Below are 13456 nucleotides of genomic sequence, written 5' to 3'. Positions count from 1 at the left end.
CCCAGCTGCGGGCAGTCGTGCCTCCCCAGAGGGGGGACCCCAGGGGCGGCACGGGTGGGCGCTGGGGTACCCCCTCCGGGGAAGGCACCCCGCAGCGCCGGGCCGCGGGACCCACCCCCGCCCCGCACCCACGCCGGTCACCCGCAAACGCCGGACCACCGCTCCCGCATCACCGCGGCTCCGGCGGCCGCTGCCGAGGCATGTTCGGCCGAGCCCCGTTCGCCGGCACCGAATACCTCCCCACCGCCCCCACCCCCGCCTCGGACCGCCCCCCACCGCTCCCCGCCGCCTGCAGCCCCAGCGGCGCCGCCCCCGCCCGGAACCCCACCATCCAGTCCGCCGTCTCCGCCCGCACCAGCTCCGTCACGTCCTCCGAGAACCGCCGCAGCACCAGCAGGCACCGCTCGGCCGCCTCGCTCGCCGTCCCGTCCGCCGGCCCCAGCACCTCCCGGACACTCTCCACCGCCCAGTCGAACTGCAACGCCTGCAGCCGCCGCTCCACCGCCTGGGCCGTCGCCACGTCCCTCATCCACCCGGCCGTCACCCCGAAGTACCGGTCCCCGGCCACGCAGGCCGCCCCGAGCAGCAGCGCGAGATATCCCCAGGGGGCGGCCCCTTCCACGACCCGCGTCATGTCCAGCAGCGGCAGCACCGCCCCGGCGAGCACCCCGCCCGCCGTCCCGCCCCGCAGCAGCCGCGCCGTCCGCCGTTTGCCCACCCGGTCCCGCAGATACCAGGCCGCCGTCTCCAGCGCGCCCCGCTCCACCCACCGGTACAGCTCGTCCAGCCGCTCCGCGGGCAGGGCCCAGTCACCGAGCGGAAACGCCCGCCCGCCCAGATCCCCCGGACGCGCCCCGGCCGTTCCGCCACCGGTCACCGCCCCGTCACCCCCGCCACCGTGCGCCCCGCCACCATGCGTCCCGTCACCGTGCGTCCCGTCACCGTGCGGCCCGTCCTGCGGCGGCCCCTCGGGCTGCTTCTCCGGCTGACCCACCCCGGCACTCCCTACTGATCACCGTCCGTGAAGACCTCGTGACGCTCGTGTGTCACCCGAGACTGACGCGGCCGGACCCTTCCTACCGCCCAATGGGTGGCGAAGACCCGGGTTCGGCCTCTTTTCCGCCCGGAAGAGGGCCTTGATCAGGTATAGGGCCCACCCTCCACTCACTCGAAAGAGTGCTGGGGCGAGGGCCGCCCGGACCACGTAGGCTCGTGCCGAACGGCAAAAAATCCGCCGCGGCAGCGCGGTGACAGTGGCGACAAGGAGCTGAACGTGATCCCCGGTGGTGGCCAGCCCAACATGCAGCAGCTGCTCCAGCAGGCCCAGAAGATGCAGCAGGACCTTGCCAGGGCCCAGGAGGAGCTGGCGCGGACGGAGGTCGACGGCCAGGCCGGCGGCGGTCTGGTGAAAGCCACCGTCACCGGTTCCGGCGAGCTGCGCGGCCTCGTCATCGACCCGAAGGCGGTGGACCCCGAGGACACCGAGACCCTCGCCGACCTGGTCGTCGCCGCGGTCCAGGCGGCCAACGAGAACGCGCAGACCCTCCAGCAGCAGAAGCTCGGCCCGCTCGCCCAGGGCCTGGGCGGCGGCAGCGGCATCCCCGGTCTGCCTTTCTAAGACGGGCCGAAGCCCTCTACCGTACGTAGTGCAGGAACCTCAGGAAGGACGGCAGTCCGTTGTACGAAGGCGTGGTCCAGGACCTCATCGACGAGCTGGGGCGACTGCCCGGCGTCGGTCCCAAGAGCGCGCAGCGGATCGCCTTCCACATCCTCCAGGCGGAACCGGCCGACGTACGGCGTCTCGCCCAGGCGCTCATGGAAGTGAAGGCCAAGGTCCGCTTCTGCGCGACCTGCGGGAACGTCGCGCAGGAGGAGCAGTGCAACATCTGCCGCGACCCCCGGCGCGACCCGTCCGTCATCTGCGTGGTGGAGGAGCCGAAGGACGTCGTCGCCATCGAGCGCACCCGTGAGTTCCGCGGGCGGTACCACGTGCTCGGCGGCGCGATCAGCCCGATCGACGGGGTCGGCCCCGACGACCTCCGCATCCGTGAACTGCTCGCCCGTCTCGCCGACGGCACGGTCACGGAGCTCATCCTGGCCACGGACCCGAATCTGGAGGGCGAGGCCACGGCGACGTACCTCGCCCGCATGATCAAGCCCATGGGCCTCAAGGTCACCCGCCTGGCCAGCGGCCTCCCGGTGGGCGGCGACCTGGAATACGCGGACGAGGTGACCCTCGGACGCGCCTTCGAGGGGAGACGACTCCTAGATGTCTGACGCCACGCTGCACGCGACCCATCAGAACCCCGACGACTTCGCGGTCCAGATCGCCGACCAGATCGAGAGCTTCCTGGTCGCCGTCACCGAGGTCGCCAAGGGCGACGAGCCGGACTCGGCGGTCCCCTTCCTCCTCCTGGAGGTCTCCCAGCTCATGCTGGCCGGCGGCCGCCTGGGCGCCCACGAGGACATCGTCCCCGACGACCGCTACGAGCCCGACCCGGGCCCGGAACCCGACGTGGACGAACTCCGCGAGAACCTCGCCCGCCTCCTCGAACCGATCGACGTCTACTCCGAGGTCTTCGACCCCTACGAGCCGCGCAAGGCCCCGGTCCCGGCCCGTATCTCCGACGACCTCACCGACGTCATCACCGACCTCCGCCACGGCATGGCCCACTACAAGGCGGGCCGTACCACGGAGGCCCTGTGGTGGTGGCAGTTCTCCTACTTCTCCAACTGGGGCTCCACCGCCTCCGCGGCCCTGCGCGCCCTCCAGTCGGTCGTCGCCCACGTCCGCCTCAACCAGCCCCTGGAGGAGCTGGACGGCCTCGACACCGACCAGGACCTCGGCGACGACGCCCTGGAACGCGAGGCGGGCCGCGTCATGGTCGAGGAGATCGCCGGTCCCCTGGGCCTGCGCCAGGTCAAGTGACGGCGGCACCGGCGGCCCGCAGAGCCTGCGCGATCCGCTCGTAGCGGGGCCGTTCCCCCTCGTCCCCTCCCGCCTGCCGCTCCGTACAGCCGCATGCCGTGTCCGTTCCTGGGCTCCCATGGACACCCCGGCGTCGGGAACGCCGCGACGGTGTCCGTGCTCCCGTACCCCGCCGCGCAGGTGAGCGGGGCGAGGTCGTTCAGCCTCCAGGACGGTTCGATCGTCGTGGTGCGGAGTGGAGCGAGGGCCAGGCGCTCACCCGGGCCGCCGGCGGGCAGCCGCACCCGCGGGAGGACCGTGGCGCGTCGGGCGGACGGCTGCTGACACCGGGCCCGCGACCGGTCACGGGACGCGGCCCGTTCCGTTGGGCTGGGGATGGGTGCCTTGCCGAAAAACGTGAGCAGATGACGGCCGAGTGTCATTTGGGCGCTCACATGAGTGTCGTGATGACGGTCGGAGGGGAACTGCTCACGTTTTTCCGGTGAGGTGTCATCGGTGGCCTGCCTGCCGGACCCCCCTCCCTGCGGGGACAGGAGATGCCTGGGGCCGTACAGAACGCCGGATCCGGGAGGGGAGGGCGGGTGAGCCCACGGCGGCCTCGACGGGCGGTGCGGTGCGGGGGCACCTCCGTACCGAGGGCTGCAGCGGCTCGTCGTAAGGTCCGGGTGAAAGTTCCCGGTCCTCTCGGAGATCCCCGTGCCGCACCTCGCTCGCCTCCTGACCACGCTCGCGGCTCCCCTGTCCTTCTCCGGAGCCGACGACGCCCCCCGTCTGGAGTCATGGCCCACGTCGCGTCTCCTCGTACAGCGAGGGGACACGGAGCTGATCGTGCAGGACCTCAGGCCGACGGCCACGGCCCCGGCCGTTCGTTTTCCGGCACCGTGGCCGCGCCGGTTCGGCTCGTGTGCGGTCTCGCCTGCCGTCGACCTGGCTGTCTTCGCGGGACCGCACGCGCTGCGGGCCGTCGACCGGTCGGGAAGGACGCGGTGGGAGCTGCGGCACCGCTGCTGGGCAGGGTGCGCGGGGCACATGGACTGCGCCGAATACGCGGACGACCGGGACCACCGGTACGCCGACAGCGGCTCGGCCGGTTTCTCGGCGGACGGGAAAACCGTGTGGGCGCATGTCCGCGGACCCCTGGCGCACGAGACCCCGGACGACGGGGACGGGGAGAAGTGGCTGGTCGTCGACGCCGCGGACGGCACCCTGCTGGCATGCGCGGGGACGGACACGGCAGCGGCGGGTTCCGTCCACGTGCCGCACCCGGACCCCGGCCAGATGGGGCTGACCATCGGCGAGGGCCAGAACGGCTCCCCTCTGCGGTGGGGACGGTGGGACGGCCGCACCCTCGTCGTCGACGACTTCGGCGGCGAGGACCGTGTCCTGGTGGCGGTGAGCCCCGGCGGAGACCACCTGCTCACCGTGACCCATGACCAGGACACGCTTGCCGTCCACCGGGTCACCGACGGCTCGGTGGCGGCCGTGCTGGACGCGGACGCGATCCCCGCGCATCACGCGATCGAAGACGAAGACGAAGACGAAGCAGACGAGGCGCAGGCGTTCTTCGACTACGAGGGAGGTTTCCTCGACGAGAGCACCCTCGTCGTCGGGACCGTCGAGAGCGACGAGGAGTTCGGCACGGGCCGGCACTGGCTCGTCGACACGGCCGGCATGCGGCTGATCGGCCGGATCGACTACCCCTTCGAAGTGCCGGGCACGCCCAAGGCCCTCGGAGACGGAACCTGGTACACCGTGTCCGACCTCGACCACGCCCTCCACGTCTGGACTCTGTAGCGGTACCGCCCGTGCGCGCGTGTACGCCGGACGGGCGGGGAGGAGGGTCACGCGGCACCGCGCCCCAGTGCCGTACGCAGTCTCCTCCCGCACACGTACGGCGCGGTCGGCGTCGGCTCGCTGTACCAGCGCAGGGGCCAGGTGTTGCCCTCCAGCGCCGGGACGCCGACGTAGGTGACGGTCCGCGTCCCCCGACCGCCGCCCAGCCGCTGCACGCCGAGCGGCCAGTCGCCGGCCGCGGCCTCACCGGGCGCCAGCAGGAAGTACACCCAACGCCCGCCGCCCGCCTCGCACACGATCGGCCCCGCGTCGTCGTCCGTCGCCTCGACGAGCCAGTCGGCGACCAGCTCCCCGCGGATGCCGTCGACCCGCACGGCGTCGAAGTGCACGCCCGCCACGTGCAGTCGGTGCCCGGCGGCCGGGACCCAGTCGGGGCGGTGAATGGTGTTCGTCATGGTCACACGCTGACGTCAACAGGGATACGCTCGGTAGCGACTGAGGTGATACACGCAGGGGTGTATCCGTCGGAGGTGCGTGCCGTGTCGGTCCAGGACAACTCCCAGCCGCCGGTCGCCTGGCGCTACAGCGGCAACCAGCTCAAGCGCTGGCGCACCAAGGCCAACGTGAGCAGGGAACAGCTCGCCGAGGCCGCGAACTACTCGCCGGACACCATCAAGTCCATGGAGCAGGGCGTCCGCATGCCGACGCCCCGAGTCCTGGACGTGGCGGATGAGTTGTGCGGGGCGGAGGGATTGCTGAGCGCGGCGAAGGACTACTTGCAGCGGGAGAAGTTCCCCAAGCGGGCACAGAACTTCATGGAGCGGGAGCGAGAGGCGATCAGCTACTGGTCCTATGAGGTCGCGTTGATTCCCGGGCTGTTGCAGACCGAGGCCTATGCTCGCGCCCTGATCGAGGGCTATGTGCCGCCCTTGGACGAACAGACGCTGGAGCACCGGATCACGGGCAGGCTGGAGCGGCAATCCATGCTCACGGACCGCAAGGTTCCAGTGGCTTTCGCCTTCGTCGTCTACGAAGCGGCTCTGCGTTCTCCGCTGGTGGACGGCGAACAGCTTCGACATCTGGTGAAGGCGTCGGAGCTGCGCAACGTCGTCTTGCAGGTGCTGCCCTTTGAACGGTCCATTCCTAGCGCGCTCATGGGACCCATGGTGCTGCTGGAGACCAGTGACCACGAGCGATCCGCCTACACCGAGTGCGTGTTCATCAGTGATCTGACGGCTGACTCAGCCATTGTCCGGCGTGTGACCGAGCGACTTACCCTGATTCGCGCCCAGGCCCTCAGTCCTGCTGAGTCGGCCCACTTCATCGAGCGGATGGCTAATGATCACCGTGGTTGACCAGCCGAAGTGGTTCAAGTCCAGCTACAGCGACCCCGAAGGCGCCAACTGCGTCGAAGTCGCCCTCGCCCCCACCGTCCACGTCCGCGACTCCAAGACGGCGCCCGCCGGCCCCGAACTCCGCGTCTCCGCGTCCGCCTGGTCGGCGTTCATCGCCGCAGTTCAGCCCGGAGCTTGAGCCCCGGGACCCGAGCTCTTCCCTTGGTTTTCCGGTCTGGTTGAAATACCCAACCAACCAAGCCTGAACGTGATTTGAGGCGACGTACCTCGTAAGGGTGACGTTCCGTGATCGGGTTGCGTCGCTGCGTGAAGCCGCTCTAGGTTCGCGGCAACGACCAGACATGAGTCGGCCCCGGCGGTGCTGGCAACACCAACTCCGGGGCCTGACCAACGCATCGAAGGACAATTTCGATGGTGGCTTACGCCAACCCTAGTCCCGCCCTGCCCGCCCCGTCCCACCCCATGGCCAATCCGGGGTACGGCAAACGCCTCGCGGGCGACGAAGACCCGCACGCCGACCCGGACTTCGCACACCTGCTCCCGCGCGACGCCGAGATCGCCGTCTTCATCGACCACCTCGACGACGGCCACGCGATGGGCCACAAGACGCTCGCGGCGGAGCACCCGCGCTACGGCCAGCAGGCGATGCGCAGCTCCCTCACCCGCATCACCGAGGCCGGCCACCTGCGCTGGATCAAGGAGCACATCACCGTCGAGGACCACACGATGCGGTGGGTCACGCGCACGTACTGGTCGCGTACCCGCAGGTCGGCGGAGTGGTGGGCGGAGTTCACGCGGGAGCGCCACGGCAAGGACGTGACCCGGGACCACCAGCCGGGCCTGGCCCGGATCGAGGAGCCGGTGGCCGCCGACGCCGTACCGGACGCCCCCGAGCCCGCCCCTGACCCTGAGCCGGTCGGCGCCGCCTACCGCGCGCTCGCCACCCTCCGCACCACCGACGCCCGCATGCCGCTCACCGAGGGCGACTGCCGTTCCCTCGCGCCCCTCGCCGAGGAGTGGCTGTCCCGGGGCGCCACACCCGACGACATCACCCGGGCCCTGACCGAAGGGCTCCCGCCCACCGTCAGCAACCCGGGCGGACTCGCCCGCCGACGACTGGAGACGAAGATGCCCCCGCAGCAGCGCGTACCGCGCGCGAGAGTGACCCGCGCGATCATGGCCTGCGCCACCTGTGACCAGGACGAACGCACGGTGAAGATCGACCGCGGCATCTGCGAGGACTGCCGCAGGGAGAACGAGGCGAATCCGGTGTCCGACGAGGACATCGTCAAGGGCTTCGAGGAGATCGCCCACCTGGGCACCGCGTCCGCGTACTTCCTGAGGAAGAAGCTGGAGCGCGCCACGGGCGGTCCCGTACCGGACACGTTCCGCCCGGTGCCCATCGAGGACCGCGTCTTCTACCACTACCGCGACAACCGCGACCGCATCGCGAACGGCCTCCCGCCCCGGCGCTGGAAGCCGTAGAGCGCCCCTGGAGGAAGGGCACCGCTTGTGAACGTGTGACGCGCCGCACTTTCCCGAGTGACCCGCGCCCACCTGGGCATGAGCCTGCCTGGACGGGCCCCGGGAGTCTCACCATGCGATACCGCAGGGGGGAATTTCGGTCGCTCGATAGAATGTGCCGACCGCAGTACATGTACGTACGTGCGGAAAGAGACGGATTGAGCGAGGAGCGCACGTGGGCCTTGTCGTGCAGAAGTACGGAGGCTCCTCCGTAGCCGATGCCGAGGGCATCAAGCGCGTCGCCAAGCGGATCGTGGAAGCGAAGCAGAACGGCAACCAGGTGGTTGCCGTGGTTTCCGCGATGGGCGACACGACGGACGAGCTGATCGATCTCGCCGAGCAGGTTTCCCCGATGCCTGCCGGGCGCGAGCTCGACATGCTGCTGACCGCCGGAGAGCGTATCTCCATGGCCCTGCTGGCCATGGCGATCAAAAACCTGGGCCACGAGGCGCAGTCGTTCACCGGCAGCCAGGCAGGCGTCATCACCGACTCGGTCCACAACAAGGCCCGGATCATCGATGTCACGCCGGGTCGCATCCGGACCTCGGTGGACGAGGGCAACATCGCCATCGTGGCCGGCTTCCAGGGCGTCAGCCAGGACAGCAAGGACATCACCACACTGGGCCGCGGCGGTTCCGACACCACGGCCGTCGCCCTCGCCGCCGCGCTCGACGCGGACGTCTGCGAGATCTACACCGACGTCGACGGCGTCTTCACCGCCGACCCGCGTGTGGTGAGCAAGGCGAAGAAGATCGACTGGATCTCCTTCGAGGACATGCTGGAGCTCGCCGCCTCCGGCTCCAAGGTGCTCCTCCACCGCTGTGTGGAGTACGCCCGCCGGTACGACATCCCGATCCACGTGCGGTCCAGCTTCAGCGGACTGCAGGGCACGTGGGTCAGCAGCGAGCCGATCAAGCAAGGGGAAAAGCAGGTGGAGCAGGCCCTCATCTCCGGAGTCGCGCACGACACCTCGGAGGCCAAGATCACGGTCGTCGGCGTGCCGGACAAGCCGGGCGAGGCCGCCGCGATCTTCCGGACGATCGCCGACGCCCAGGTCAACATCGACATGGTCGTGCAGAACGTGTCCGCCGCCTCCACGGGCCTGACGGACATCTCCTTCACCCTGCCGAAGTCCGAGGGCCGCAAGGCCATCGACGCGCTGGAGAAGAACCGCTCCGGCATCGGCTTCGAATCGCTGCGCTACGACGACCAGATCGGCAAGATCTCGCTGGTCGGCGCCGGTATGAAGACGAACCCGGGCGTCACCGCCGACTTCTTCACCGCGCTGTCCGACGCGGGCGTGAACATCGAGCTGATCTCGACCTCCGAGATCCGCATCTCGGTCGTCACCCGCAAGGACGACGTGAACGAGGCCGTGCGCGCCGTGCACACCGCCTTCGGCCTGGACTCCGACAGCGACGAGGCCGTCGTCTACGGGGGCACCGGACGCTGATGTCCGGCACTCAGGGCGCCGGGCGCACCGGACGGCCGACTCTGGCCGTCGTCGGGGCGACCGGCGCCGTCGGCTCCGTGATGCTCCAGATCCTGTCCCAGCACGCGGACATCTGGGGCGACATCCGTCTGATCGCCTCGCCCCGCTCGGCCGGCCGCAAGCTGACCGTGCGCGGCGAGGAGGTCGAGGTGGCCGCGCTCACCGAGGAGGCCTTCGACGGGGTCGACGTCGCCATGTTCGACGTGCCCGACGAGGTCTCCGCGCAGTGGGCGCCGGTCGCCGCCGCCAAGGGCGTGGTGGTGGTCGACAACTCGGGCGCGTTCCGGATGGACCCGGACGTGCCGCTCGTCGTGCCCGAGGTCAATCCGCACGCGGCGCGGATCCGGCCGCGCGGCATCGTCGCCAGCCCCAACTGCACGACGCTCTCCATGATCGTGGCGCTGGGCGCGCTGCACGCCGAGTTCGGGCTGCGCGAGCTGGTCGTCTCCTCGTACCAGGCGGTGAGCGGGGCCGGGCGGGACGGCGTGGACACGCTGCGCCGACAGCTCTCGCTGGTGGCCGGCACCGAGCTGGGCACGCACCCCGGTGACGTGCGGCGGGTCGTCGGCGACGACACCGGTCCCTTCCCGGAGCCGGTCGCGCTGAACGTCGTGCCGTGGGCCGGTTCGCTGCGCGAGGACGGCTGGTCCTCGGAGGAGATGAAGGTGCGGGACGAGTCCCGCAAGATCCTCGGACTGCCGCGGCTGCCGGTGGCGGTGACCTGCGTACGGGTCCCCGTGGTCACCGTGCACTCCCTGACCGTGCACGCCCGCTTCGAGAACGAGGTCACCGTCGACAGGGCGCGGGAGATCCTGGCCACCGCGCCCGGCGTCGTCCTCTTCGACAACCCGGCCGCGGGCGAGTTCCCCACCCCCGCCGACGTGGTCGGCACCGACCCGACCTGGGTCGGCCGGGTACGGCGGGCGCTGGACGACCCGACGGCGCTCGAACTCTTCGTGTGCGGGGACAACCTGCGCAAGGGCGCCGCCCTGAACACCGCTCAGATCGCGGAGCTGGTCGCGGCCGAACTGGGCTGAAACGGGAGCGGGCGGACGGAACGCCCGCCCGTGGTGAGGGCCCTGTGCGGGGACTGCGAGCGGGATGTGATCCGTAAGTGGGTCCGGATCACTTGTACCCGGCACCCGCGGCATCGGAGGATTTGCTTTCCGGCCTCCGCAACCGTGCGCAGGGCGGGAGCGTCTTTGCGGTCACCCGTCCAGGGTGCGGGGCGCGTGTGGCGGTGCGGGGCACCGCGAGTCCGGCGCGGGGATGCCCGGCCGGTCGTACGGACAGGGGAAGAGCGGGACGCATGAGCGCCTATGACGCACCGTCGGCCGGGAGGCCGCCGGGCAGACACGGGAACGTGACGCCCGGCACGTACAACCCTCACGGGGGTGCGCGTGTCCAACTGGCGTGGCAGAGGTACTCGAATTCACCGCGTCGACACGCGGCCCCTCCCTGCGGACGCCCGGCCGGGCCGTCCGCCCCCGTGGCGCCGGTGTCGCCGGTGGCATGCCGGTGATCGCGCCGATGCCCGCAGCGCGGCCGGCCCGCATACCGAACCAGCGCGACGACGCCGAGGACGTCGTCGCGTCGGGCACCACCGTCGACCACCTCACCGAGACCTACCGCGCCCACTACCGGTCGCTGCTCGGCCTCGCCGCCCTCCTCCTCGACGACACCGCCTCCTGCGAGGACGTCGTCCAGGAGGCGTTCATCCGCGTCCACTCGGCGCGCAAACGCGTCCGCGACCCCGAGAAGACGCTCGCCTACCTGCGGCAGACCGTCGTCAACCTCTCCCGCTCGACCCTGCGCCGCCGCATCCTCGGCCTCAAGATCCTGGCCAAGCCGATGCCGGACATGGCGAGCGCGGAGGAGGGCGCCTACGACCAGCTGGAGCGGGACTCCCTGATCAAGGCGATGAAGGGACTTCAGCGCCGTCAGCGCGAGGTCCTGGTCCTGCGCTACTTCGCCGACATGACCGAGGCCCAGGTCGCCGAGACGCTCGGCGTGTCGGTGGGCTCGGTCAAGGCGTACGGTTCGCGGGGCATAGCGGCGCTCAGGGTGGCCATGAAGGAGCCGGCATGAGCGACGGCGGCACGGGGCGGCGCACCGCCTCCGAGGACGAGGAGCCGGCCGGACCGACCGGGCGAGAGCCGAAGCACACGCACGCTGGGAACGGAACTGTGAACCACGGCCCCGCAGACAAGGGCCCCGACACGCAGGGGGATCCCGGGCTCGCCCCCGACGAACTGGCACTGCGCAGGATGCTGCACAGCGCCGTCCGGGACCTGGAACCGGGCGACGGCACCCTGGAACACCTGCGCCGGGCGGTACCGGCCCGGCGGGCACGCAAACGCCAGGCCGTCGTCGGCGCGGCCGCGGCCGCCCTCCTCCTCGGCACGGCGGTGCCCGCCCTCGTCCACGTCACGAAGGCCACCGGCCCCGGCGCCGACCCGGCCGTGGCCGGCCACGCCTCGCAGGCGCAGGACGGCGCCACCCGGGGCAAGGACCCGGCCGGCGGGCAGAGCGGCGTCACCGGCTCCTCGGGCACGGAGAAGGACGAGGAGCGGTCCGACCCGCAGAAGACGCCCGCGGACGAGACGGCCGGCACCGGACCGGGCGCGTCCGCCGGCGCGGGACCCTCCGCCAGCAGCCCCGCGGACATCCCCCGGTGCACGGCGCAGCAGCTCGGCCCGGCCGTCGCCGGCAGCGCCGACCCCGACTCGGCGGGCGCCGTCTACGGCACCTTCCGCGTCACCAACGTCTCCTCGGGCAGCTGTACCGTCACCGGCCCCGGCAGCGTGACGGCCACCCCGCAGGGCGCCGCCGACGCCGCCAGGATCGGCACGGCACGGCACACGGCCGGCGACGCCGCGGCCGCCCTGCCCGACCCGTCGCTGGAGGCCGCCGCGCTGACACTTGCGCCGGGCGCCGCGTACGAGGTGAAGTTCGCCTGGGTGCCCTCGGAGACCTGTCCCGCCACCGGCGGCACCACGGGAGGCGGCACCGGCGAACCGACGCCCGACCCGTCGCCCACGGCGGCCCCGGACGACACCGCCGGACCGGCCACCGGCGAGGACACCGGCACCACGACCCAGCTGGTCACCGCGGGGGAGCCGGCCGACGGAAGCGTGACGGTGACGTACACCCCGGCCACCGGCGCCGGACCGGCGGCGGTCACGGTGCCCAACGCGTGCGCGGGGACCGTGTACTGGACGGGAGTGCTGGCGGCGATGTGACCCGGGCGGCCCGAGCACGTCCCCGGACGTGCTCGGGCGCTGGGCGTGTGCGGCTGCCCGGCCTGTCCGGGCGCCGGGTCCGCTCAGGTGCGGGACGTGTTCAGACGCCGGACGTGCTCAGACGCCGGACGTGCTCAGACGCCGGACGTGCTGGTGCTGGGCTCCCGCCCGGCGGCGGCCCCGTCCCCGGCCTCCGTCCCGCCCCCGGCCTCCGTTCCGGCCGCCGCTCCGTCCCCGGCCTCCTCGTCCGTGACCAGGCCGAGCTCCGCGTCCCGGGCGAGCTCCACCTCCCGGCGCAGCAGCCGGAACCACATGAAGACGACGAAGCCCACGAAGGCGAACCACTCGGCGGTGTAGCCGAGGTTCTGGAAGGCCTTCAGGTCCAGTCCGGTGTTCTGCGGCGCGCTCACCGGCACCGCCCGCATCCCGGAGTCGCCCTCGTTGAGCGTGATCCACGCGTCGTACACGTCGTGGGGCACGAGGTTCACCAGGGTGGCCGCGCCGATCGCGCCGGTCTGGCCCTCGGGCCACCCGGAGCGGGCGGTGACGCCGTTGTCGCCGGGCGTCTCGGACGCCTGGAGCGCGCCGGTGACGGTGACCTCGCCGGAGGGCGGGGCCGGGGCCTTCGCCGGGTCGGGGGCGCCGGGCAGCCAGCCCCGTACGACGGGCAGCACCCGGCCGCCGTCGGTGTGCAGCAGCGAGAGGACGTAGTAGCCGTCGCGGTCGTCCAGCTTCCGCTCCGGGACCAGCAGCTGCTCGCCGTACCGGCCGCGCGCGGTGGCCTGCTTGCCGACCGTCGCCTTGTCCACCGGCAGCAGCTCGGCCAGCGGGCGGGCGGCCTCGTGGCGGGCCGCCTCCGCCTGGGTGGTGGCGGCGGTGTGGTCCTCCACCCGGTCCTCGAACCGGCCCAGCTGCCAGGACCCCATGAAGATGCAGAAGGGGATGGCGAGCACGACGAAGACGTTGATTCCCCACCAGCGGGGGGTCAGCAGAAACCGGTACACGCCCTCCACGGTACGGGGCACGCGCCGGTGACCCGCCCGCGGGGCTGTGGACGAGCGGGGTTTTCCACAGGCCGGGGACCGGGCCTGCGGGTTGTCGGCGCGGCGGGGCAGTATGG

At 71.7% G+C, this 13456-nt stretch carries 14 protein-coding genes; 11 read left to right on the top strand and 3 right to left on the bottom strand.

The features are described 5' to 3' along the window. Positions 1-169: 169 nt before the first annotated feature. Positions 170-994 (bottom strand): SLATT domain-containing protein, encoded by an 825-nt coding sequence (locus ACFYOJ_RS08310; RefSeq protein WP_356551434.1) that lies wholly within the window; start codon positions 992-994, stop codon positions 170-172. Positions 995-1273: 279 nt separating this feature from the next. Here ACFYOJ_RS08310 and ACFYOJ_RS08305 point away from each other — a divergent pair, with 279 nt between their 5' ends. The 4 genes from ACFYOJ_RS08305 to ACFYOJ_RS08290 all read left to right on the top strand — a co-directional run bounded on the left by ACFYOJ_RS08305 (position 1274) and on the right by ACFYOJ_RS08290 (position 4723). Continuing rightward, a complete protein-coding gene (locus ACFYOJ_RS08305; RefSeq protein WP_356551432.1) occupies positions 1274-1618 on the top strand; it encodes a YbaB/EbfC family nucleoid-associated protein in 345 nt (114 codons plus the stop codon). 59 nt (positions 1619-1677) lie between these two features. After that, entirely contained in the window at positions 1678-2277 is a 600-nt protein-coding gene (gene recR, locus ACFYOJ_RS08300) for a recombination mediator RecR (RefSeq protein ID WP_356551430.1), read from the top strand. Next, positions 2270-2929 carry a DUF5063 domain-containing protein gene (locus ACFYOJ_RS08295; protein ID WP_356551428.1) on the top strand — a complete coding sequence of 220 codons (660 nt, stop codon included), beginning with the start codon at positions 2270-2272 and terminating at the stop codon, positions 2927-2929. Before recR ends, ACFYOJ_RS08295 begins: the two co-directional genes overlap by 8 nt. A 1029-nt stretch (positions 2930-3958) precedes the next feature. Next, positions 3959-4723 carry a hypothetical protein gene (locus ACFYOJ_RS08290; protein WP_356551426.1) on the top strand — a complete coding sequence of 255 codons (765 nt, stop codon included), beginning with the start codon at positions 3959-3961 and terminating at the stop codon, positions 4721-4723. A 47-nt stretch (positions 4724-4770) separates the two neighbouring features. Here ACFYOJ_RS08290 and ACFYOJ_RS08285 read toward each other — a convergent pair whose 3' ends face one another. Next, a complete protein-coding gene (locus tag ACFYOJ_RS08285; protein WP_388596343.1) occupies positions 4771-5178 on the bottom strand; it encodes a hypothetical protein in 408 nt (135 codons plus the stop codon). 84 nt (positions 5179-5262) lie between these two features. Here ACFYOJ_RS08285 and ACFYOJ_RS08280 point away from each other — a divergent pair, with 84 nt between their 5' ends. The 7 genes from ACFYOJ_RS08280 to ACFYOJ_RS08250 all read left to right on the top strand — a co-directional run bounded on the left by ACFYOJ_RS08280 (position 5263) and on the right by ACFYOJ_RS08250 (position 12336). Continuing rightward, entirely contained in the window at positions 5263-6078 is an 816-nt protein-coding gene (locus ACFYOJ_RS08280; RefSeq protein ID WP_356551423.1) for a helix-turn-helix transcriptional regulator, read from the top strand. Continuing rightward, a complete protein-coding gene (locus tag ACFYOJ_RS08275; RefSeq protein WP_356551421.1) occupies positions 6062-6256 on the top strand; it encodes a DUF397 domain-containing protein in 195 nt (64 codons plus the stop codon). The genes ACFYOJ_RS08280 and ACFYOJ_RS08275 overlap by 17 nt, the downstream gene beginning before the upstream one ends. A gap of 284 nt (positions 6257-6540) precedes the next feature. Further along, positions 6541-7563, top strand: coding sequence for a hypothetical protein (locus ACFYOJ_RS08270; RefSeq protein ID WP_388596438.1), 1023 nt, complete (start codon positions 6541-6543; stop codon positions 7561-7563). A gap of 214 nt (positions 7564-7777) precedes the next feature. After that, a complete protein-coding gene (locus ACFYOJ_RS08265; protein WP_356551418.1) occupies positions 7778-9055 on the top strand; it encodes an aspartate kinase in 1278 nt (425 codons plus the stop codon). After that, positions 9055-10131 carry an aspartate-semialdehyde dehydrogenase gene (locus tag ACFYOJ_RS08260; protein WP_356551416.1) on the top strand — a complete coding sequence of 359 codons (1077 nt, stop codon included), beginning with the start codon at positions 9055-9057 and terminating at the stop codon, positions 10129-10131. The genes ACFYOJ_RS08265 and ACFYOJ_RS08260 overlap by 1 nt, the downstream gene beginning before the upstream one ends. A gap of 475 nt (positions 10132-10606) precedes the next feature. Beyond that, complete coding sequence (locus ACFYOJ_RS08255; RefSeq protein WP_356551560.1) at positions 10607-11182, top strand: SigE family RNA polymerase sigma factor; 576 nt, start codon at positions 10607-10609, stop codon at positions 11180-11182. Then, positions 11179-12336, top strand: coding sequence for a hypothetical protein (locus ACFYOJ_RS08250; RefSeq protein ID WP_356551414.1), 1158 nt, complete (start codon positions 11179-11181; stop codon positions 12334-12336). Before ACFYOJ_RS08255 ends, ACFYOJ_RS08250 begins: the two co-directional genes overlap by 4 nt. Before the next feature lie 134 nt (positions 12337-12470). Here ACFYOJ_RS08250 and ACFYOJ_RS08245 read toward each other — a convergent pair whose 3' ends face one another. Next, positions 12471-13340, bottom strand: coding sequence for an SURF1 family protein (locus tag ACFYOJ_RS08245; protein WP_356551413.1), 870 nt, complete (start codon positions 13338-13340; stop codon positions 12471-12473). Positions 13341-13456: the final 116 nt, after the last annotated feature.

Origin of the sequence: Streptomyces sp. NPDC006384, from assembly GCF_042870695.1 — a bacterium.
Taxonomy (GTDB): Bacteria; Actinomycetota; Actinomycetes; order Streptomycetales; family Streptomycetaceae; genus Streptomyces.
The sequence above is the reverse complement of the archived record's forward strand: the minus strand, read 5'-3'. Positions and strand labels throughout refer to the sequence as shown.